This is a genomic window from Bradyrhizobium sp. LVM 105, from assembly GCF_003957705.1.
In the GTDB taxonomy this organism is placed as follows: Bacteria; Pseudomonadota; Alphaproteobacteria; order Rhizobiales; family Xanthobacteraceae; genus Bradyrhizobium; species Bradyrhizobium frederickii.
The window spans coordinates 47,316-67,383 of the sequence record NZ_QZMV01000009.1; the positions used below are offsets into that span (position 1 = coordinate 47,316).

General features: G+C 65.6%; 16 protein-coding genes. 5 read left to right on the forward strand and 11 right to left on the reverse strand.

Annotated features, from left to right (window positions below; genetic code table 11):
- Window positions 1-86: 86 nt before the first annotated feature.
- Together D6B98_RS23865 and D6B98_RS23870 are read right to left on the reverse strand one after the other, a co-directional pair.
- Window positions 87-1,214: a TRAP transporter substrate-binding protein gene (locus tag D6B98_RS23865; RefSeq protein WP_126259353.1), complete on the reverse strand. Its 1,128-nt coding sequence runs from the start codon at window positions 1,212-1,214 to the stop codon at window positions 87-89.
- 299 nt (window positions 1,215-1,513) lie between these two features.
- Window positions 1,514-2,557 (reverse strand): helix-turn-helix domain-containing protein, encoded by a 1,044-nt coding sequence (locus D6B98_RS23870; RefSeq protein ID WP_126259354.1) that lies wholly within the window; start codon window positions 2,555-2,557, stop codon window positions 1,514-1,516.
- 377 nt (window positions 2,558-2,934) lie between these two features.
- On the opposite strand from D6B98_RS23870, the gene D6B98_RS23875 reads away from it, so the two are divergent.
- On the forward strand, window positions 2,935-6,108 hold the full coding sequence (locus D6B98_RS23875; protein ID WP_164718818.1) for an autotransporter domain-containing protein: 3,174 nt from the start codon (window positions 2,935-2,937) through the stop codon (window positions 6,106-6,108).
- A 6-nt stretch (window positions 6,109-6,114) separates the two neighbouring features.
- Here D6B98_RS23875 and D6B98_RS23880 read toward each other — a convergent pair whose 3' ends face one another.
- Entirely contained in the window at window positions 6,115-6,336 is a 222-nt protein-coding gene (locus D6B98_RS23880; protein WP_126259356.1) for a dodecin, read from the reverse strand.
- Window positions 6,337-6,485: 149 nt separating this feature from the next.
- Between D6B98_RS23880 and D6B98_RS23885 the strand changes: the two genes are divergently transcribed.
- Window positions 6,486-7,367 carry a DMT family transporter gene (locus D6B98_RS23885; protein WP_126259357.1) on the forward strand — a complete coding sequence of 294 codons (882 nt, stop codon included), beginning with the start codon at window positions 6,486-6,488 and terminating at the stop codon, window positions 7,365-7,367.
- Window positions 7,368-7,386: 19 nt separating this feature from the next.
- Here D6B98_RS23885 and D6B98_RS23890 read toward each other — a convergent pair whose 3' ends face one another.
- The 6 genes from D6B98_RS23890 to D6B98_RS23915 all read right to left on the reverse strand — a co-directional run bounded on the left by D6B98_RS23890 (window position 7,387) and on the right by D6B98_RS23915 (window position 14,945).
- A complete protein-coding gene (locus D6B98_RS23890; RefSeq protein WP_061880676.1) occupies window positions 7,387-7,944 on the reverse strand; it encodes an HNH endonuclease in 558 nt (185 codons plus the stop codon).
- A gap of 213 nt (window positions 7,945-8,157) precedes the next feature.
- Window positions 8,158-9,135, reverse strand: a complete 978-nt coding sequence (locus D6B98_RS23895) for a peptidyl-alpha-hydroxyglycine alpha-amidating lyase family protein (RefSeq protein WP_126259358.1) — start codon at window positions 9,133-9,135, stop codon at window positions 8,158-8,160.
- Between the two features lie 126 nt (window positions 9,136-9,261).
- Window positions 9,262-11,025, reverse strand: coding sequence for a flavin-containing monooxygenase (locus D6B98_RS23900; protein ID WP_126259359.1), 1,764 nt, complete (start codon window positions 11,023-11,025; stop codon window positions 9,262-9,264).
- Between the two features lie 153 nt (window positions 11,026-11,178).
- Window positions 11,179-12,705 (reverse strand): acyl-CoA synthetase, encoded by a 1,527-nt coding sequence (locus D6B98_RS23905; protein ID WP_126259552.1) that lies wholly within the window; start codon window positions 12,703-12,705, stop codon window positions 11,179-11,181.
- Between the two features lie 23 nt (window positions 12,706-12,728).
- The gene (locus D6B98_RS23910; protein WP_126259360.1) at window positions 12,729-13,913 is read right to left on the reverse strand and encodes an ABC transporter substrate-binding protein; all 1,185 of its coding nucleotides are present in this window, start codon (window positions 13,911-13,913) and stop codon (window positions 12,729-12,731) included.
- A 57-nt stretch (window positions 13,914-13,970) separates the two neighbouring features.
- Window positions 13,971-14,945, reverse strand: a complete 975-nt coding sequence (locus D6B98_RS23915; protein ID WP_126259361.1) for an NAD(P)H-dependent flavin oxidoreductase — start codon at window positions 14,943-14,945, stop codon at window positions 13,971-13,973.
- Window positions 14,946-15,123: 178 nt separating this feature from the next.
- On the opposite strand from D6B98_RS23915, the gene D6B98_RS23920 reads away from it, so the two are divergent.
- The gene (locus D6B98_RS23920; RefSeq protein ID WP_126259362.1) at window positions 15,124-16,011 is read left to right on the forward strand and encodes a LysR family transcriptional regulator; all 888 of its coding nucleotides are present in this window, start codon (window positions 15,124-15,126) and stop codon (window positions 16,009-16,011) included.
- Here D6B98_RS23920 and D6B98_RS23925 read toward each other — a convergent pair.
- Complete coding sequence (locus D6B98_RS23925) at window positions 16,008-16,661, reverse strand: DNA-3-methyladenine glycosylase family protein (RefSeq protein ID WP_126259363.1); 654 nt, start codon at window positions 16,659-16,661, stop codon at window positions 16,008-16,010. The two genes, D6B98_RS23920 and D6B98_RS23925, sit on opposite strands and share 4 nt — an antisense overlap.
- Before the next feature lie 207 nt (window positions 16,662-16,868).
- On the opposite strand from D6B98_RS23925, the gene gluQRS reads away from it, so the two are divergent.
- The gene (gene gluQRS, locus D6B98_RS23930) at window positions 16,869-17,741 is read left to right on the forward strand and encodes a tRNA glutamyl-Q(34) synthetase GluQRS (protein WP_126259364.1); all 873 of its coding nucleotides are present in this window, start codon (window positions 16,869-16,871) and stop codon (window positions 17,739-17,741) included.
- 102 nt (window positions 17,742-17,843) lie between these two features.
- Window positions 17,844-19,115: an ATP-binding protein gene (locus D6B98_RS23935; RefSeq protein WP_126259365.1), complete on the forward strand. Its 1,272-nt coding sequence runs from the start codon at window positions 17,844-17,846 to the stop codon at window positions 19,113-19,115.
- Here D6B98_RS23935 and D6B98_RS23940 read toward each other — a convergent pair.
- Complete coding sequence (locus tag D6B98_RS23940) at window positions 19,042-19,935, reverse strand: YihY/virulence factor BrkB family protein (protein ID WP_126259366.1); 894 nt, start codon at window positions 19,933-19,935, stop codon at window positions 19,042-19,044. The two genes, D6B98_RS23935 and D6B98_RS23940, sit on opposite strands and share 74 nt — an antisense overlap.
- Between the last annotated feature and the right edge of the window lie 133 nt (window positions 19,936-20,068).

Sequence of the window (20,068 nt, forward strand, 5' to 3'; positions counted from 1 at the left end):
CCGGACGTCCCCCTCCCAACTCGCGGGCGGCGCTTCAATGCGCCGCCCCTCACGATACGGCCTCACGCGATCCCCCGCGACAGCCGTCACACCTTGAGCACGCCCGGGAAGTGATGCTCGAAGGCGCCGCGGTAGTCGGTCGCGTTGTTCATGTTGTAGTAAACCACGCGGCGCACCCATTCCTTCTGCGAGTCCATCACCTTCTTCATGAACGGATCCGAGCCGAGCTGGGCGATCAGACCGTCCCACGCCTTGATCTGCGCGTCGAACACCGACTTCGGCGTCCGCTGGACGTTGACCTTGTCCTTGTTGATCAGCTCCTGCAGGTCCTTGGAATAATAGTCCATGCCTTTCCATTCGTTTGCGGAGGACACAGCTTCGGCGGCGTATTGCAGGATCGCCTGCTGTTCCTTCGGCAGCGCGTTGAATTTCGTCCGGTTGAACATGATCTCGAAATATTCCGTCGCCTGATGGTGGCTGCCCATCATGTAGTTCTTGGCGACATCCTGCGCGCCGAAGCGCCGGTCCGACGTCGGATTGTTGAACTCGAACCCGTCGATCACGCCGCGCTCCATCGCAGGCACGATCTCGCCGCCGGGTAGCTGCGCGACGGATGCACCCATCGCCTGGAAGAGATCGGCGGCAAGGCCCACCGTGCGATATTTCAAGCCCTTGAGGTCGGCGTCGCTGGTGATCGGCTTCTTGAACCAGCCGAGCGGCTGGGTCGGCATCGGCATGGCGAAGAAGCTCTTGATGTTGACGTTCATGATCTTGGTCTGGAGCTCCTCGAACAGCTCCTTGCCGCCGCCGTTGTGGATCCAGCCGAGGCCTTCATTGGCGTTGAAGCCGAACACGGGACCTGTCCCGAACAGCGATGCTGCCTTGTGTTTGCCGTACCAGTAGACCGTCACCGTGTGTGCCGCGTCGATCTGGCCGCCATGAACGCCGTCGAACACCTGGAACGGATGCACGACCGAGCCGCCGACCAGGTAGTCTATGCGGAGCCGGCCCCCGGCCATCTCGTTGACGCGCTTCACATAGTCTTCGGCCATCTCGTTGAAGACATCGGCCTTGCCCCACGAGCCCTGCATCTTCAGGGTCGCCGTTTGCGCCCGGCTGACTTGAGGCATGGCGATGGTGGCAGCGCCGGCCGCGCTGGCGGCCAGCAAGAATTTGCGACGAGTGGTTCTGGTCTTTTCAGACTTTGCGGTCATGGACGTCCTCCCTGGCGGCCTGGTTGTTTGAACGCGTTCGGTGCGCTTTCTTTTAACCGCTGGAGGTATGCCGCATTCCAGCGACTTTGATCACAGTTTGGACGCATTGTCGGCATCCGACAAGCTCTCCATGTCGCATTTTGTATGTCGGCGAGCTTTTGTTTGCAGGAGCCTCATAGTCGTCGCGTGTCGCAGCGCAGCAAATATGCAGACTTTCTCTCAGACTTCGGAAAGCTGCGTGCACTGCCGAAGAGAAGCTCGCAGCGCGGCAGGCGGGACGGAAGGGTTGGCTGACCAGATTAGGGCCGCGATGCGCGCCGTCGGGCCAGTTGGTGCAGCACCGTGTCGATGGCCGGCACCGCTCCGGTCTCGCGCAGCCATGTGTCGGCCAATTCCCTCAATTCGCCCGGCGTCAGGCCGAATTTGCGGCGGAATGCGCGGATGAAGGTGGAATCGCTGCTGAAGCGCATGTCGACGGCGAGCTCGATCAGACGACCGTCCTGCGCGGATGGCGATAGCAATCGCCGAAACGCTAGATTAAGCCGCTGCTCCCGCACATAATGCGCAAGCCCGCCCTCGGCCTCGAACAGCCGGTAGAGAGTCGCGCGCGAGATATGGAAGTGGCGGCAGAGCTCTTCGGCGGCGAGCGCATCGGTTTCGAGATTGTTCGCGATGTGGCGCTTGATCATCGTGATGTAAAGATGGCGCTCGGCGCGTTCGAGGCCCGCGACGATTTCGGCCGTCCCGCCGGCCGCGGCCGCCACGAGGTCGGCGATCGCCTCGACCGTGGCCTCGGCATTGCCGATCCCGGTTTCCGTTCCGGGCTCGGACGGCAGGCCAAGCGCGGCATAGTGGCTCGCGAGCAGGCGGGCATGAGGGTGGTCCGACGGCAACAGGGTTGCCGTCGCCGCATCCGGATATGCGAGCCGCGGCGCCAGCATCGCGCGCTGCAGGACGATCGTCATCAGATGGGTGCGACCGCCGCCGGCGCGCAGTGCGGTCTGATTCGGTTGCGCCATGTCGATGAGAACGATGTCGCCGGGTCGCAGCGTGACCTCGCGCCGGCCCGAGCTGAACTGCATCTCGCCTTCGACGCAGAGGGTGATCTGAAAATGATCCATGACGCCGCGGGCGACGTGCGCGGGCGTGCGGTCATAGTCCTGGTCGGAGGCACGCGTGTCGATCAGCAAGGCGTTGCGGATCATCCATGTCACCGTCGTGACATGGAAATCGTTCTCCGCGGTACGCGGAACGACCTCGCAGATGTCGGCCGTCATGGCCCGCAAGTGCGCGAGCGCCTCCGGACCGCGCCCGGGATTGTCGGCCGCCATACTCCCGGTCAACGCTGTGTCGTCCACATCCCCTCACGATGCGGAAAGACCGCACGCAACTGATTTCCCGAGATCGGCGGCAAGCCGATCTCGGGTCTGGATGTAGCCATTCGGAAATCTGTGCGCAAGCGAGAGCGAGTTGGATCGCGCTGGTGGCGGTATGCAACGCATGCGAGATCCGCATGGATTTTGTCTCGCTGAGACACCGGGCACATCGTCCGGCCTGCCGTCCTGTTAGAGACTCTCCCGTTGCTGGAATGCGAGCGCGTCATGCGGGGGCGCGCCGTTGGAATGGGGTTATCGTGGGATCAATGGGAATTGAGGGCGCTGGTCGTCGGCAACGACGTTCGCGCAGCTGCCGTCGTCGCCGGACAGCGAGAGGTTGCGGGATGCTCGTCATCCTGGTCCTGCCGTATCTCGGCTCGACCTCCGCCAGCCGGGCGCAGATCGACAATTACGGACTTTGGACCGCAATCAACAGCACGCCGGGGCAGGCGGTCGAGTTCGGCACGCTGAGCAACGCTCCGATCGGGTCCGCTTTTGCGACGAGCGCCTATCCTCACGCCGCAGTGTTTTCGGCCGATGGCCGTTTCGCGTATGTCGCTGCCATGTCCGGCGCGGTGGACGTCATCGACGTCGTCAGCCGGACGGTTGTCGCGACCATACCCGTCGCCGTCGGGCCGGCAGGATTGGCGCTCAGCCCTGATGGCTCGAGCCTCTATGTGACGTCCTCCGGGGCCAATTCCGTCACGGTGATCTCCACCGCGACCAATCTCGTGGTCGGTTCACCCATCGCAGTTGGTGCAGTCCCTTACGGCGTTGTCGTCTCGCCGGACGGGAGCCGGGTCTATGTGGCCAACGAGGGCTCCGCGAGCGTTTCGATCATCGACGCCGCGTCGAAAACCGTCATCGGCGCGGTCGCGGTCGGAGGCGGCCCCTCCGGCATCTCCGTGTCTCCGGATGGAAGCCGGATCTACGTGGCCAATCAAGGCGGTGGCGTCTCGGTCATCGATGCGGCCTCGCAATCGGTGGTCACGACGGTTTCGATCTCCGGGCTCCCGCTGCATGTTGCAGTCAGCCCTGACGGGTCGCGGATCTACGTAACGACGCAGACCAACGTGCTCGTGGTGATCGATGCACTGACGAACACCGCCACGGCAAACGTAGCCCTGTCCAGCCACGGCGTCGGAGTGTCCCTGACGCCCGACGGAAGTCGCGCCTACATCACGACCGGCGCCGGGTTTTACGTGCTGGATACCGCCACGAACACGATCGTATCCTCCCCCTCGATGCCGATCGCGGACAACGGCACTTCCGGTGCGGCCTTCATTGGACCGAACGTCATCGTTGCGGCGGGTGGGGCGGTCTCGGCTGGCAGCGACGCCGCGCTCTCGGCGCTGAGTTTCGGGCAATACGTCAATTTCAATGGTGGTGCGCTGCGCTTCACGGGGGCTTTCAGCACCGCCCGGACGATTTCACTGCTGGCGGGCGGCGGCACGATCGACACCAACGGCTTCAACGCGACGTTGTCCGGACAGATCATCAACGCGGGAGCCCTGACCAAGACGGGGCTGGGCACGCTGACGCTGACCGGAGCCAACACCTACAGCGGCGGCACCTTCGTCAGCGGCGGCACGCTGGCCTTGAGCGGCGCCGGCACGCTGGGCGACGCCGGCGGGACGACCACGGTCAACAGCGGTGCCACGCTCGATCTGGGCGGCACGGCGCAGACCCAGGGTGCGGTCGGCCTCAACGGAGGCACGATTCGCAACGGCAATCTGAACGCGCCCGTCACGTCGACCGGAGGCGTCCTCAATGGTATCGGCGGGACCGCGAGCCTGACGACGACGGCCGGCTTCACCATGTTGGTCGGCAACAATGGCTATACCGGAGCCACGACCGTGAATGGCGGAGTGCTCGACGTCGAAGGAACCATCACCGGCACCTCTTCAGTCACGGTGAATGCCGGTGGCGTGCTGATGGGAGCGGGCACGATCGATCCATTGTTGGTGACGATCGCCGGCGGCGGCATCTTGGCGCCCGGCAACGGCACGCCCGGCAGCGTCACGAGCATCGTCGGCGATCTCGCCCTGCAAGCGGGCGCGATCTATCAGGTCCAGGTCAATCCGTCGACGGCGTCCTCCGCAAGCGTATCTGGCACCGCAACCCTCGGCGGCGCCACCGTGAACGCGGTGTTTGCGGCCGGCAGCTATATCGAGAAGAAATACACTATCCTCAGCGCGGGCGGCGGCATCTCCGGCACCTTTGCCTCGACGGTTGCCAACAGCAATCTGCCGGCGAACTTCAAGACCGATCTCAGCTACGATGCGAACAACGCCTATCTCGACCTGTCGCTCGCCTTCGTCCCGCCGCCGGCGTCCGGCCTGAATGGCAATCAGCAGGCGGTGGCGAATGCGCTGGTCCATTCCTTCGACGTCAACGGCGGCATTCCGCTGATCTACGGCCGCATGACGGCGGCAGGGCTGACGCAAGCCTCGGGCGAACAAGGCACGGCCGCGCAGCAGACGACGATCAGCGCGATGAGCCAGTTCATGGGCCTGCTCACCGACCCCTTCGCGCAACGGGAGGGTCGGACGAGCACACCGAACAGTGCGGCTGCATTTGCCGAAGACAGCGAATCAAGCGCCTATGCCGCGCGCCAGCGCACCGACGCGTTTGCCATGCTCGCCAAGGCGCCGGCGCAGAAATTTGCGCAGCGCTGGAGCGTGTGGGCTGCCGGCTTCGGCGGATCGCAATCGACCCATGGCCATGCGACGGATGGTTCCAACGACACGACGAGCCGCATCGCGGGCACGGCGGTCGGCGCGGACTATTGGCTCGCGCCGAGCACGAAGCTCGGCTTCGCGCTCGCCGGCGGTGGCACCGGCTTCGACGTCAACGGTCTCGGCTCCGGCCGCTCCGACCTGTTCCAGGCCGGCGCATATCTGTATCACGCGAACGGCCCGGCCTACGTCTCCGCCGCGCTGGCCTATGGCTGGCAGAACATGACCACCGATCGCACCGTGACGATCGCCGGCACCGATCGCCTGCGCGCCGCCTTCGACGCCCATGCGTATTCCGGCCGTCTCGAAGGCGGCTATCGCGTGGTCGCGTCATGGCTCGGCGGAATCGGCCTTACACCCTACGGCGCGATGCAGTTCACGACGCTCGACCTCCCCGGCTATGCCGAGCAGGCCGTCTCCGGCTCGTCGGCATTCGCCTTGAGCTACGCCGCGAAAAGCGTGACCGACAGCCGCAGCGAGCTCGGCCTGCGTACCGACAGGTCCTTTGCGATGCAGGATGGCGTGTTGGCCCTGCGCGGCCGTGTCGCCTGGGCGCATGATTTCAACCCCGATCGCTCGGCCGCCGCAACCTTTCAGGCGTTGCCGCTCGCAAGCTTCGTCGTCAACGGCGCAGCGCAGGCGCGCGACGCCGCGCTCGCCACGGCTTCGGTCGAGATGACATGGACGAACGGCTGGTCGACGGCGGCCACGTTCGAAGGCGAGTTCTCCAGCGTCACCCGCAGCTACGCCGGCAAGGGTAGCGTTCGCTACGGATGGTGAGCGCCGTCATCCCTCCAGCGTGAAGCCGACGCGCAGCGTCACCTGGTAGTGGCGCACGGCTCCGTTCTCGATGTGGCCGCGGGTCTGCACCACCTCGAACCATTTCATCTCGCGAATGGTCTTCGACGCGCGGCCGATCGCGTTCTTGATCGCGTCCTCGATCGAGGTTTCGGATGAGCCGACGAGGTCCAGGATCTTGTAGACGTGGTCTTTCTCATCTGCAGGCATCATGGCCTCCCTCGGTTGCGCTGCGGCACGCGCGGTCGCGTTGTGCTCCCATGTGAACGAGCGCCAGGCGATCCAGTTCCGCCCTGCGCGATAGCTTGCATGCGCCGGCCGAGGTGGAGTGGCCGGCGTCCGCCTGCTAAGCGCTATCCATGAACTCGGCGCGCCGCGACAGGACGATCGGCTCTCTCTGCCTCGGCGTGACGGCGTTCGGCTGGGCTTTGAACTGGCCGCTGATGAAGCTGCTGCTGCAGCAATGGCCACCCCTGTTCGCGCGCGGGCTTGCGGGCGTCTGCGCCTCGCTGATTCTCGGTACTCTGGTGCTGAGCCGGAAGGAGTCGTTTGCCGTCCCGCGCGAGGCCATCCCACGGCTGGTCTTCGCGACCTTCACCAACGTCTTTGCCTGGATGGGGCTCGGCACGGTCGCGATGAAATATGTGACGGTGAGCGAGGGCGCTCTGCTCGCCTACACGATGCCGATCTGGGCGATGCTGTTCGCCTGGCCGGTGCTGCATACGCGACCGACCGCAAGGGATATTTTCGGGCTGGTCCTTGGCGTTGCCGGCGTCACGCTGCTTCTGAGCGGCAACGGCTTTGCGTTCGGCGCAGACAAGCTGCTGGGCATCGTGCTGGCACTGCTCTGCGCCATCCTGTTCGCGCTCGGCAACGTGCTCAACCGCAAGCCGTTGCCGCTGCCGCCCTTGGTCGTCGTTGCCTGGCAGGTCGGGCTTGGTTGCGCCACGATGCTGGTTCTCGGCGTCGCGTTCGAGCGTCCCGACGTCACCGCGATCACCCCGCTGGGGCTCGGCTGCTTCGTCTACATGACATTGGTGCCGATGGGCGTCTGCTACGTCACCTGGTTCGAGACGCTGCGCCGCCTGCCACCGACCACGGCCTCGACCGGCATGCTGATCGTTCCCGTGATCGGCGTGGTCTCCGCCGCCATCATTCTCGGCGAGCCGCTGGGCTATCGCGAATGGACAGCAATGGCGCTCACGCTCGGCGGCGTGACGCTTGCCCTGCAGCGGGGGTAACGCGATAACTCGCCCCCGCTTACGGATCCAGCTCCGTATCCCAGTAGAGATAGTCCAGCCAGCTGTCGTGCAGATAGTTCGGCGGAAACAGGCGGCCGTTGCGGTGCAGCTGGTGCACGGTGGGTGCGAATGCGTTCTGGCGCGGAAACATCCTGGCTTGCGCCGGCGTCAGGTTGCCCTTGCGTAAGTTGCAGGGCGAGCATGCCGCGACCACGTTCTCCCAGGTGGTCTGGCCGCCTTTGCTGCGCGGGATGATGTGATCGAAGGTGAGGTCCTCGGGCGAGCCGCAATATTGGCAGGCGAAACGATCGCGCAGGAAGACGTTGAAGCGGGTGAAGGCCGGATGGGTGGTCGGCTTGACGAAGGACTTGAGCGAGACGACGCTCGGCAGCTGCATTTGCAGCGTGGGACTGTGGACCGCCTGGTCGTAATGAGCGACGATGTTGACGCGGTCGAGAAACACCGCCTTGATCGCGTCCTGCCACGACCAAAGAGACAGCGGGTAGTAACTCAGCGGCCGGAAGTCCGCATTCAGCACCAACACCGGCCAACTGCCTTGCGAGACATGTGCGTTCAAGTAACGCTCCCGGCCTCCAATATACGCTGCGAAGCAGCATGTGTTGACATACTACATGCAGCGTGACGGGATTGTGAAGCCCGTTGAGCGACTTATTCAGGCGCAAGCAATGCGGCGCCGGGGTGGCAAAAGCGCTCAAAACGCCGCGATTTGGGGAGAGTAGGCGGCGGGCGGAACCGCCTTTCTCCGCGGGGTCGCGGCGTGCCGTAGCAGCTACTCCCGTACCCGCTCCAGCTTCTGCAAGCACCGCGTTGCGCGCACCACGGCCGGCATCTCCGCGTCCGGAAAGCTCGTCTTCCAGTCGGTGACGCCGACCTCCCCGACATAGATGTCGCCCTGCGAATCCAGCGCGATGCCGTGCGGCGCCAGGAATTTGCCGCTGGCGACGCCCGGGCCCGCCTCGCCGCCGAGCCGCGCGATGCGGTTGCCCCTGGCGTCCACGATCGACAGTCGCGGGCCGAGATTGGGCACCTTGCGGTTGACGGCCAGGCCGGGGCCGAGCTCGCCGATCACGAAGGTCGGGCTCTTCGCCCCGCCGCAGCAGCATAGCGCGCAGGGACGGTGGAGGTTGTTCCACTGCGTCTCGTACTTGCCCTCGCCATCGAACACCTGGACGCGGTGGTTCTCGCGGTCGGCGACGTAGACCCAGCCGTCGGCATCGGTGGCGATATTGTGCACGATGTTGAATTGGCCGGGATCGGTGCCAGGCTCGCCCCAGCTCTTGATGAGCTTGCCGTCCGGCGTGAACTTGTGCACGCGCGCATTGCCATAGCCGTCGGAGACGTAGATCTCGCCCTTCGGCGACAGCGCGGTGTGCGTGCAGCGGTGGAACGGCTCGCCGCTCATGAACGGCGACGGCTTCTCGGGAATGCCGATCGTCAGCAGCACCTTGCCGTCGGTGGTGCATTTGCGCACGGTGTGGTCGCCGTCATCGGTGCAATAGAGATTGTCGTCGGCATCGATGTGGAGGCCGTGCGCGCGCGAGAACAGGCCTTCGCCAAAGCTGCGGAGGAAATTGCCCTCGCGGTCCAACACCACCATCGGATGGGCGCCGCGATTGAAGACGTAGATCTGGTCGCGGCTGTCGACCGCGACCGAGGCGACGTCGGTCAGCTGCCAGCCGTCCGGCAGCTTTGCGAAGTTTTCGACGACGCGATAGCGGTGATCGCCGCTGCCGAGAATGGCTGGCATGGGTGGTCTCTCCTTCTGTCATTCCGGGGCACGCGTAGCGTGAGCCCGGAATCCATTGTGCGGCGCATTTCGTGGTTGGAGGGATTCCGGGCTCGCGCTACGCGCGCCCCGGAATGACCACTAGGTTTACGTCCGTCCCAAAATCCCTTCCTCGATCGCCTTGATCTGGAGCGCCAGATATTTCGAGTTGATCCGGCACTGCGCCAGGCTGCCGGCGATGAACCAGAGACCGGCCTGCCTGGTGCGCGCATACATGTTGCGCAGCTCAAGACCGTCGCCAAAGCCCCAGATCGGGCCGACGCGGTCGGCCACGGCATCGCCGAACAGCTTTCGCACCAGATAGTCCTGCGATTTGTAGCCGGTGGAGAGCACGATGAGATCGGCCGCAATGGTCGAGCCGTCCTTCATCCGTGCGCCTTCGGCGACGAAGCTCTCGATGTCGGCGAACTGCCTGAGCTTGACCTTGCCCTCGACGATCAGGTTGGAGCAGCCGACGTTGAAATAATAGCCGCCGCCGCGGGTGAGGTATTTGAATTGCCAGCCGGTGCCGGCCTCGCCGAAGTCGAGCTTGAAGCCGACGCGGGCAAGGCCGTCGAGCAGCTCCTTGTCGAGCTGCTTCGACTGCTCGGTCAGCATGACATGCGTCTTCTTCGCGAGCGGCGTCGGCATCGAGGCCGCGATCAGGTCGTTGTCCTCGAGCGTGCCTTCATTGTAGATCGCATAAGCGAGCTGTGCCGACGGCTCGATATTGGTGACCAGTGTGGGCGAGCGCTGCACCAGCGTCACGTCGGCGCCGCTGGAATACAGATCCTGCGCGATGTCGTGACCGCTGTTGCCGGTGCCGATGACGATCGCGCGCTTGCCGGTCCAGGTCTCGCCGTCCTGGTAGCGGCTGGAATGCACCAGCGTCCCCCTGAATTGGGCGAGGCTCGGAATGTCCGGAATGTTGGCGATCCCGCTGACGCCGGTTGCCATGACGACATGGCGCGGATGCATGGTCCGCTCGCTGCCGTCGGCGCGCCGCAGTGTCACCGTCCAGCATCCCTTCGCCTCGTCATAGGCGCCGCCTTCGAACGCGGTGCCGCTCCAGAAATTCAGCTCCAACGCATCGACGTAAGCCTCGAACCAGTTGGCGAGCTTGTCCTTGGGGATATAGGTGGGCCAGCTCGGCGGAAAGGGCATGTAGGGCAGGTGATTGACCTGCACCTGGTTGTGCAGCGTCAGCGCATGATAGCGCTTGCGCCAATTGTCGCCGATCCGCATTTCGCGATCGACGATCAGCGTGTCGAGCTGCAACTGCTTCAATTGCGCTGCGATCGCAAGCCCGGCCTGGCCGCCACCGACCACCAGTACGGCCGGATCGCGGTCGGCATAGTCGCGCGAGGCGTTGCGCAAATCGAGCCAGTTCGGTCCGCGGAAATCGCGCGAATAGGCCTGGCCGCGCGGGCGCGAGGTGCCGAGCTGCTCCTCGAATCCCTTGAGCTCGTCGAGCGCAGTCAGCAGCGTCCAGGCTTTCAGGCGGTCGTCGTCGGTGCCCTCGGGTGCGAGCCGGACGATACCGCTGCCGCGCCCGATTGCCGTTTCGAAATCGAAGATCGCCTCAACGCAGTTGCAGCCGGCGCGCGTGACCCAGCGCGGCGGTGCGCGGTTGGGCGCGATCTTGAAATTGGCCGGTGCCGCCTTGGGCGCGAGTGCGGCCAGCGCATCGGCAATGGTGTCGCGGCCGGCGAGCGTTTGCAGATTCCAGCTCAGCGCCAGCACGTCGCGCCAGAAGCTGTCGGCGAGGAAGAGATGGTCCAGCGCGGCGGGCTCGGGCTTGCTCAGCGTTCGCTCGAACGCGTCGAGCCAGCCTTGCGCGGATGCGGCAATATCCTTGGTCCTGTCCAGCATGCGCGACCTCGTGGCCGTCTTCGCGGCGTTTCCTCTGGTCGAAGCTATACGGTTTCGCAGGCCGCCAAAAGCCGGTGACCCGCGCAATGCCGGCATATGGCACTGCTCGGACGGCATGTGCCGAGATGCTTCAGGAGTTTCGGCGACCGGTGGCTAAGGCCCGCCCGCCCTCCGGTCCGCCCAATAGGGATCGCGCAGCTTGCGCTTGAAGATCTTTCCGGTCGCCTCGCGGGGCAGCGCATCCAGGAACTGAACCTCCTTCGGCACCTTGAAGTTGGCCAGCCGGTCGCGCAGCCAGGCTTGCACTGCACCGGCGGAGAGCTCCGCGCCTGTGTCGGGCTCAATGCAGGCGCATAGCCGCTCGCCATATTCGGCGTCGGGGATGCCGAAAACGGCGCAATCGCGCACGCCCGGCATCGCGATCAGCACGTTCTCGATTTCGGCAGGATAGATGTTGACGCCGCCCGAGATCACCATGTCGCGTTTGCGGTCGCACAAAAACAGATAGCCGTCCTCGTCGAGATAACCGACATCGCCGACACTGACGAGACCGTCGCGCCCAGCCTCCGCCCGGGCCTGCGCCTTGCCGTGATAGTCGAAGTCGGGCACCGCGGTCTGGCGCATGTAGATCTCGCCGACCTCGCCGGCGCCGCAGAGACCGCCGTCGTCGCGGAAGATCTTGACGATGCCGCCTTCGATGGCGCGGCCGACCGTGCCGGGCTTCTTCAGGGCTTCCTCGGCGGAGTGCCACACGGGGATGCCGGTCTCGGTCGAGCCGAAATATTCGTTGATGACCGGTCCCCACCAGTCGATCATGGCCCGCTTGACTTCGGGCGGGCAGGGCGCCGCGCCGTGCACGACGAAGCGCAGCGACGACAGGTCGTACCGCTGCCTGATCGCTTCGGGCAGGCGCAACAGGCGCACGAACATGGTCGGCACCATGTGGATATGCGTCACGCGGTGGCGCTCGATCAGCGCCAGTAGCTCCTCGGCGTCGAACCGCGCCTGGAGCACGATGGTGCAGCCGCAGCGGAAGGCAAGCATGCCGTAGGAGTGCGGCGCCGAGTGATACATCGGGCCGTTGATCAGCACGACCTGATTGTCGCGCGGCTTGATGCCATAGGCGATGGCGCCGACGCGCTCGGAGGCGGCCGCCTGCTCGGGCCGCATCGGCATGCGCCGCACGCCCTTCGGCAGGCCGGTGGTTCCCGACGTGTAGATCATCGCCGCGGCCCGGCGCGGCGGCTCCTGCGATTCCGGATGGCCGTCGCGCCAGCGGTCCCAATCCGTCAGTCCCGAGGGGATCTCCGTCAGCGCGGCGGGCACGGCGAACGTCGCCGCAAGCTCGGGCGGCGTCCGGACCACGAAAAGACGGACGTCCTCCGGCACGCCGGAGCGGATCTGCGGCAGCAGGTCGGCGTGGCAAACCAGGATCTTCGCGCCGCTGTCGGTCAGGATATAGCGGACCTCTTCCGCTTTGAGATGCCAGTTGATCGGCACCACCGGACTGCCCAGAGCGGCGGAGGCCGCGACCACCTCGAACAGCGCGAAATCGTTGCGCAGCATCATGGCGACCGGGGCGCCCTCGACCAGACCGAGCTCGCGAAGCCCGCTCGCCGCCCGCCTGATGCGCGCCTGGATCTCGTCATGGCCGATCCGGCGTTCGCCGCTGATGATCATGGCGTGTCCCTTTCCGCTCATGTCTAGCGATCGTCCAGCACGTCGCCGAAGCCGACCCAGCTCTTGCCGTTGAAGCGCCGCAGCTGAAGCTGCTGGAACGGCAGATAGTCGTCTGAGCCGGTGCTCACACTGATGCCTGGCAGCAGCAGCGGCAGCTTCACCTCCTTCAGCGATGCGGCCTGGCGCATGATGTTGTCGCGGCTGACATCGTCCTTGCACGCCTTGAGGATCGTCATCAGCAGCGTCGCGTAATGGTAGCCGGCCGCGTAGTTGGAATTGGAGAGGTCTGCGGTCGGCATGTATTGCTTCATGAAGGCGAAGTATTCCTTCACGCCGGGATCGCTGGCCCATTGCGGGTCCATCGTGTCCTTCTGATTGCTCGACGAGATCAGGCCGACCGCGTTGTCGAGTCCGGCGGGCTCCAGGAACGAGATCGACGAAGCCGACGTCGGCACGAAGAACAGATCGGGCTTCCAGCCGATCTCGGCCACGCCCTTGATCATCTGCGAGGTGAACTTGCCGAGCACGACGCCGAACAGCACGTCGGCGCCCGATGCCTTCAGGGTCGAGAGCTGCGAGCTGATCGTCGGCGCGCTGGTCTCGTAGGTCTGCTCCGCGACGATCATGCCCGCGGCCTTGTCGCCGAGCGCGCGCTTGAAGCCGGCGACATAGTCGCGGCCGAAATCATCGTTCTGGGACAGGATGGCGATCTTGGCGCCGGGCTTGGCCCGCAGCACGTGCTTGGCGTAGACCACGCCCTCGGATTCGTAGGCGGCCATGCCGGGCATGGTCCACGGATATTTCTGCGGATCGGCCCATTTCGTCGCGCCTGAGAGCACGAACAGCTGCGGCACCTTCTTGCCGTTTAGGTAGCGCTGCACGGCGCTGTTGGTGGCGGTGCCGAGCGAGCCGAACATCATCAGCACCTCGTCCTGCTCCACCAGCTTGCGGGTCTGCTCGACCGTCTTCGGCGGCGAGTAGGCGTCGTCGAGCGTGATGAACCTGATCTTGCGGCCGTTGATGCCGCCTTCGGCATTCACCTTCTCGAAGAACGCCTCCTGCGTCCGTCCGATCGCCCCGAAGCCGGACGCCGGACCGCTATAGGGCAGGGTCTGCCCGATCCGGATCTCATCGCTGCCTTCGGCCTGGGCGCTGCCGGTGGCGAGCGCCGACAACGATAGGCCGATCAGTGCGGCTGCCAGCTTCATGGTGTCCTCCCGTTTTCGTTGTCAGTCCAATCTCGTCGTCGGACCGCGACCGCGTCGTCAGGCGCTCGCGCGCATCAGGAAATCCTGCCGTGCCTGGTCGAATTCTCCCTTCATCCGGTCCACGAGCTCGGCGACCGGCGGCGCATCCAGGATCTGGCCGATGCCCTGGCCCGATCCCCAGATGTCGCGCCACGCCTTCGACTTCATGTTGCCGCCGGAGCCGAAATTCATCTTCGACTTGTCGGCGACCGGGAGATTGTCCGGATCGAGCCCTGCGGCGGCGATCGAGGGGCCGAGATAATTGCCGTGCACGCCGGTGAACAGGTTGGTGTAGACGATGTCGTGCGCGGCATGCTGCGTCAGCGCGGATTTGTAGGCCTCGTCGGCATTGGCTTCCTTCGTGGCGATGAAGCGCGTGCCCATATAAGCGAGGTCGGCGCCCAGCGTCAGCGCCGAGGCGATGCCGAAGCCGTCGCTGATCGCGCCCGACAGCAGGATCGCGCCGCCGAACCATTGCTTGACCTCGCGCACCAGCGCGAAGGGCGACAGCGTGCCGGCATGTCCGCCGGCGCCGGCGCAGACCAGGATCAGGCCGTCGACACCCTGCTCGGCGGCCTTGCGCGCGTGCTTGACGTTGATGACGTCGTGGAACACCAGCCCGCCATAGGAATGCGCGGCCTCGACGATCTCGGCCGGCGGCCGCAGCGAGGTGATGATGATGGGCGCCTTGTGCTTGACGCAGGTCTCCATGTCCTTCATCAGCCGGTCGTTGGAGGCATGGCAGATCTGGTTGACGGCGTAGGGCGCGACCTTCTTGCCGGGATTGCGCGATTTGTATTCGCCGAGCTCGTCCTCGATCCGGCTCAGCCATTCGTCGAGCTTCTCGACCGGACGGGCGTTGAGTGCGGGAAACGAGCCGACGACGCCCGCTTTGCACTGCGCGATCACCAGCTCCGGGCCGGAAACGATGAAGAGGGGTGAGCCGACGACGGGCAGCTCCAGGGAATTCCTGAGCAAGGCGGGCAGTGCCATCCGATCCTCCTGACAACGCGCGTCGGCGGCCTGCCGGCCGATGATCGAGCGCTTCCATGTCGATTGTCGCGCCGGCGGGGTTTCCGCCTGCGGTTTGATCTCACTATAGGGTTGGACGGCGGCCCGGGTATCGTTCAATATTGAACATGTATCTATTCAGCTTTGAACGAGGACGCTGGTGGATTGGGATCTCTGCAAGACCTTCGTCGCGGTCGCCGATAGCGGCAGCTTCACCGCGGCGGCGCGGCGGCTGCACAGCAGCCATCCGACCGTGAGCCGCAAGATCACGGCGCTGGAAGCCCAGCTCGGCACCAAACTGTTCGCGCGCGCCGCCGACGGCTTCGTGCTCACCGCCGACGGCCGCACTTTGCGCGAGCATGCCGAGGCGATGGCCGCCGCCGCGCTGCGGGCCGAGGCCGCCGTTGGCGCCGGCGGGCGCAAGGCGCGCGGCACGGTCAAGCTGTCGATCGGGGCAACGCTGGCCTCGCATTGGCTGATGCCGCGGCTGCGATCCTTCCTCGATGCGCACCATCACATCCGGCTCGAGATCATCACGCATCCGTTTCCGGCCAGCGTGTGGCGCCGCGAAGCCGACGTGGTGCTGCGTCCGGTCGACAGCGGCGAGGAGAACCTGGTCGGCCGCAAGATCGGCCGTCTCGGCACCGGCTTCTATGCCTCGCGCGCCTATGCGGCGGGCCGGTCCTTGCCGGAACGCAGCGGCGAGTGGAAGGGCCATAGCATCATCGGGTTTGCAGATCAGGACTCCAACGCGCAATTGGCGCGGTGGAGCGATGCGATCACGCGCCAGGGCACGATGGTGATGCGCTGCTCGTCGCAGGGCGACATGCTGGCGGCGGTGCGCGCGGGGATCGGAATCTCCGCGTTGTCCTGCTTCGTCGCGGAGAGCTATCCGGACCTCGTGCGCGTCGCGCCGCAAAAGCTCGTCAGCGTCGCCGATCTCTGGCTGCTCGCCCATCCTGATCTGGTCGAGCTGTCCGCGGTGCGGGCGGTGGTCGACTTCGTGGCCGAATGCGCCCGCGCCGATCGCGAGCGGCTGCGGGGCTAGTTTGAGCCCGCGAGCACGCCCTCGCGCTTCTTCACCGCGCGATAATAGCTCCACCACAAATGCGCCGCGGCGCCGCGAAAGGGACGCCAGGGTTCGGCGAGCGGCGCCATCTGTTTTTCCGTCGGCCGCGCCTTCAGGCCGAGGCCGATCCTGATGCTCTCCTGTACGGCGAGGTCGCCGGCCGGCCAGGCATCGCCATGACCGAGGCAGAACAGCAGATAGAGGTCCGCGGTCCAGGGCCCGATGCCGGGCAGCGCGATCAGCGTGTGATGCGCGGCATCGGCGTCTTCCTCGGCCAGCACGTCGAGGTTCAGCCGCTGCGCGCTGATCTCGCGCGCAAGATGCTTCAGCGTCTTGATCTTGGCGGCCGAGAGGCCGAGCCGTCCCAGCCGGTCGGCGCGGGCGCGGCGCACCGCATCATGGTCGAACGGATCGAAGGCCGCCGCCAGCCGACCCCAGATCGCCGCGGCGCTCGCGGTCGAGAGCTGCTGTCCGCAGACGATGTGGGCAAGCCCCGCAAAACCCGGCTCCCGCCGCCGCAACGCCGGCATGCCCGCGATCTCGAGCACCGGTTTCAGACGTGGATCGCGCTTGATCAGCGCATGGACGGCCTCTTCGAGATCGGACTGGGATTCGAGATGGATGGTCATGTGTTTGGCAGGCTCTCTCCGGCGTCATGACCGGGCTTGACCCGGTACTGAATATCTTACTCCGTCATTCCGGGGCGATGCGACGGATCGCGTGAAGCGCGACCCGGAGCATCGAGCCCGGAATCTCGAGATTCCGGGTTTGGTCCTTCGGACCCGCCCCGGAATGACGGCCGTGCGGTTAAGCCCGGCCATGACGAGATCTATCAGATGGCACCACCCGTTTTCCGATTTGCTCCCAGTCCCAACGGCTTCCTGCATCTCGGCCACGCTTTTTCCGCGCTGCTGAATTTCGACCGCGCGCGCAAGACCGGCGGGCGGCTGCTGTTGCGGATCGAGGACATCGACGCGACGCGCTGCCGGCCGGAATACGAGGCGGCGACCTACGAGGATCTTGCCTGGCTCGGGATTGACTGGGAGACGCCGGTGCGGCGGCAGTCGGAGCATCTCGCCGATTATCGTGCCGCGCTGGACAGGCTGTCGGCGCTTGGTCTCGTCTATCCCGCCTTCGAGAGCCGGGCAGAGATCGCAAGGTTGGTTGCCGCGCGCGAGGCGAATGGGCCATGGCCGCGCGATCCCGACGGCGCGCCGCTTTATCCCGGCGAGGCGAAGTCGCTCCCAGCGCCCGAGCGTGACCGTCTCCTCGCATCGGGCAGGCCTTACGCGCTGCGGCTCGACATGATTGCGGCCTGCCGGCACGTCACCGGCCTGACCTGGAATGAGCTGGGCGAGGGGCCCGATGGCGAGCGCTGCACCGTCCCGGCGCGACCGCAGGCCTGGGGCGACGTGATCCTGGCCCGCAAGGAGACGCCGACCAGCTATCATCTGTCCGTCGTCGTCGACGACGCGATCCAGGGCGTCAGCGAGATCGTGCGGGGCCAGGATTTGTTTCATGCGACGGCGGTCCATCGCCTGCTCCAGGTCCTGCTCGGCTTGCCCGAACCCGCCTACCGCCATCACCGGCTGATTTGCGACGATGAGGGGCGCAAGCTGTCGAAATCGAGCCACTCGACAGGTTTGCGCGCCTTGCGTGCGGCCGGCATCACGGCTGCCAGCATCCGCCAGCTGGTGGGATTAGGTTAAGTTTCTCTGGGGGTTAGCGAAACGTCGCCGTGACTCCGGGTGTTTCGCCGTGCCATGCTCGAACAGCCCGGCGGCCCGAAGGGGATACTTCGAAGGGGATTCATGGCGGCGAAGAAGCGCCCAGCGCGCACCACGAAGATGTCCAGGCGACCGCCTCGGAAGCGGTCCGGGGCGACTGGGCAGGTGCGCAAGCGCAGTCCCAAGACGGTCGCGCCTGATGTGGTCCAGGCGGCGCTCGCCGCCTTTGCCCATGAGGTTCGCACCCCCCTGACCGGCATTCTGGCGATCAGCGACCTGCTCGCGACCTCCGATCTCGGCGAACGGGAGCGGCGCTGGGCCGACACCATCAAGGCCGGTGCCGAACATCTGGCGAGCCTTGCCACGCTGTTCGTGGATGCTGCCAGAAGCGGCAAGGGGACCGGGAAGGGCGGCAGCACGCTGCGGCAGGACCTGTTCGATCTGCGCACGCTTGCCCGCAGCGCCGGCGATTCACTTGCGGGGCGCGCCGCGGCCAAGGGTCTCCAGGCCCAGGTCGAGATCTCCGACAAGCTCCCCGGCCTCGTGGTCGGCGATTCCGTCCGCCTGCGCGCGGCGCTCGAGAACCTGATCGACAATGCCGTGAAATTCACGGACCAGGGCGGCGTGGCGCTCGCGGTCGCTCCCACCAAGGGCAAAGAGAAGGCGAGAGCCAAAGGCAAAGACAGGGTCGGCGTTGCCTTCGCCGTGTCCGACAGCGGCATCGGCCTCACCATGGGCGAGATCAAGCGGCTGTTCCGCCCGTTCACCCAGGCCAACGTCACCATCGCCTCGCGCTTCGGCGGCGCTGGCCTCGGCCTATCCTCGGTCAAGCAATTGGCGCGGGCGATGGGCGGCGACATCACCGTCGCACCGCGGCGCGGTGGCGGCGCCACCTTCACCCTGACGATATCGCTGGATGCCACCGGACCGGGCAAATCCAGCAAGGCAAAGGACGAAGCCGGGACAGATGCGGTCGCGGCGCTACGCGTCCTCAGCGTCGAGGACAATCCGTTCGGCCGCGTCGTGCTCAACACGATCTTGACCGAGCTCGGCCATCATGCCGAGTTCATCGGGCGCGGCGAGGACGCGGTCGGCCGGCTGGCGCAAGGCGGGTTCGATGCGGTGCTGATGGACATGGTGCTGCCCGGCATCGACGGCGTCGAGGCCATCAGGCGGATCCGCACCATGGACGCGCCGTTGGCTCAGATCCCGATCATCGGCGTGTCCGGCCGCGGCGAAGACGAAGCGGCCTCGCGCGAGGCCGGCGCAGACGCCTTCCTGGTCAAGCCCGTGTCTCCGCGGGCTTTAGCGACTGCGCTGCTTGAAGCGACACGCCGTGAGGAAGCCGCGACTTGATGATCGCGGCGTTGAGCTCGCCGCCGTAAACGAAGATCGCGGCGATGAAGTACAGAAACACAAGCGCGATGATCACCGAGGCGAGGCCCGCATACATCGTCACGTAGTTGTTGGCGAAGCGGGCCAGATATTGGCCGAACACGATGCTCGAGATCAGCGACGCCACAATGGTGAAGACGATGCCGGGCAATATCTGCAGGAAGCTGCGCCGTCCCGCCGGCAGCCAGGCGTGCAGGATGATTAGAGCCACCACCAGCGCGCCGATGGAGATGCCGTAGCGCACCCAGGTGAGGATGCTTTCGTTGGATTCGACGAACAGCGGAATGTGGCGCCGCGCCGCCTCGATGATGAGCGGGCCGAGCACGATCAGGAACGCCATGGCGAGGGCAGTGAAGGCCGCGATGATCGTATAGGCGATCGATTCCAGCCGGAGCCAGTACCAGCTCCGCATCTCGACCACCGCATAGGCGCGGTTGAGTGCGATCCGCAGCGCCTCGACACCGTTGGAGGCGAAATAGAGCGACAGCGCCGCGCCGATGGTCAGCAGTCCGGTCCGGGTCGTGGTGAGCACGTCGTGGACCTCGCCCGAGATCGAATCGGCGACCTGCTTGGGCCAGACCTGAAGCATCAGGCTGGCGGCCTGGTCGGCAAGTTCCTTGGAGCCGAAGAAGCCCGCGAGCGAGGTCAGCACGATCAGGAACGGGAACAGCGCCATCAGCGTCGACAGCGCGATGTGGCTCGCGATCGCCCAGCCGTCATCGGCAAGGAACGTGTAGAAGGCATCCATCACCACGACGTAGATGTAGCGGATCGCTTTCACTGTATGCCCTGTACTGCTCCCGCGCCCCGCAGGCGGGGAGAGGGGAAGACGGCCGATGCCGGATGCAGATCGGAAATCATTCAGCCAGCTTCTGACATTATTGGCTTAAAAGCCAGATCGCGAAGCGCCGCGC

Coding starts and splice junctions, on each gene's coding strand:
- D6B98_RS23865 (WP_126259353.1), bottom strand. CDS start 1,214: ATGACCGCAAAGTCTGAAAAGACCAGAACCACTCGTCGCAAATTCTTG.
- D6B98_RS23875 (WP_164718818.1), top strand. CDS start 2,935: ATGCTCGTCATCCTGGTCCTGCCGTATCTCGGCTCGACCTCCGCCAGC.
- D6B98_RS23880 (WP_126259356.1), bottom strand. CDS start 6,336: ATGCCTGCAGATGAGAAAGACCACGTCTACAAGATCCTGGACCTCGTC.
- D6B98_RS23885 (WP_126259357.1), top strand. CDS start 6,486: ATGAACTCGGCGCGCCGCGACAGGACGATCGGCTCTCTCTGCCTCGGC.
- D6B98_RS23895 (WP_126259358.1), bottom strand. CDS start 9,135: ATGCCAGCCATTCTCGGCAGCGGCGATCACCGCTATCGCGTCGTCGAA.
- D6B98_RS23900 (WP_126259359.1), bottom strand. CDS start 11,025: ATGCTGGACAGGACCAAGGATATTGCCGCATCCGCGCAAGGCTGGCTC.
- D6B98_RS23905 (WP_126259552.1), bottom strand. CDS start 12,705: ATGATCATCAGCGGCGAACGCCGGATCGGCCATGACGAGATCCAGGCG.
- D6B98_RS23910 (WP_126259360.1), bottom strand. CDS start 13,913: ATGAAGCTGGCAGCCGCACTGATCGGCCTATCGTTGTCGGCGCTCGCC.
- D6B98_RS23915 (WP_126259361.1), bottom strand. CDS start 14,945: ATGGCACTGCCCGCCTTGCTCAGGAATTCCCTGGAGCTGCCCGTCGTC.
- D6B98_RS23925 (WP_126259363.1), bottom strand. CDS start 16,661: ATGACCATCCATCTCGAATCCCAGTCCGATCTCGAAGAGGCCGTCCAT.
- gluQRS (WP_126259364.1), top strand. CDS start 16,869: ATGGCACCACCCGTTTTCCGATTTGCTCCCAGTCCCAACGGCTTCCTG.
- D6B98_RS23935 (WP_126259365.1), top strand. CDS start 17,844: ATGGCGGCGAAGAAGCGCCCAGCGCGCACCACGAAGATGTCCAGGCGA.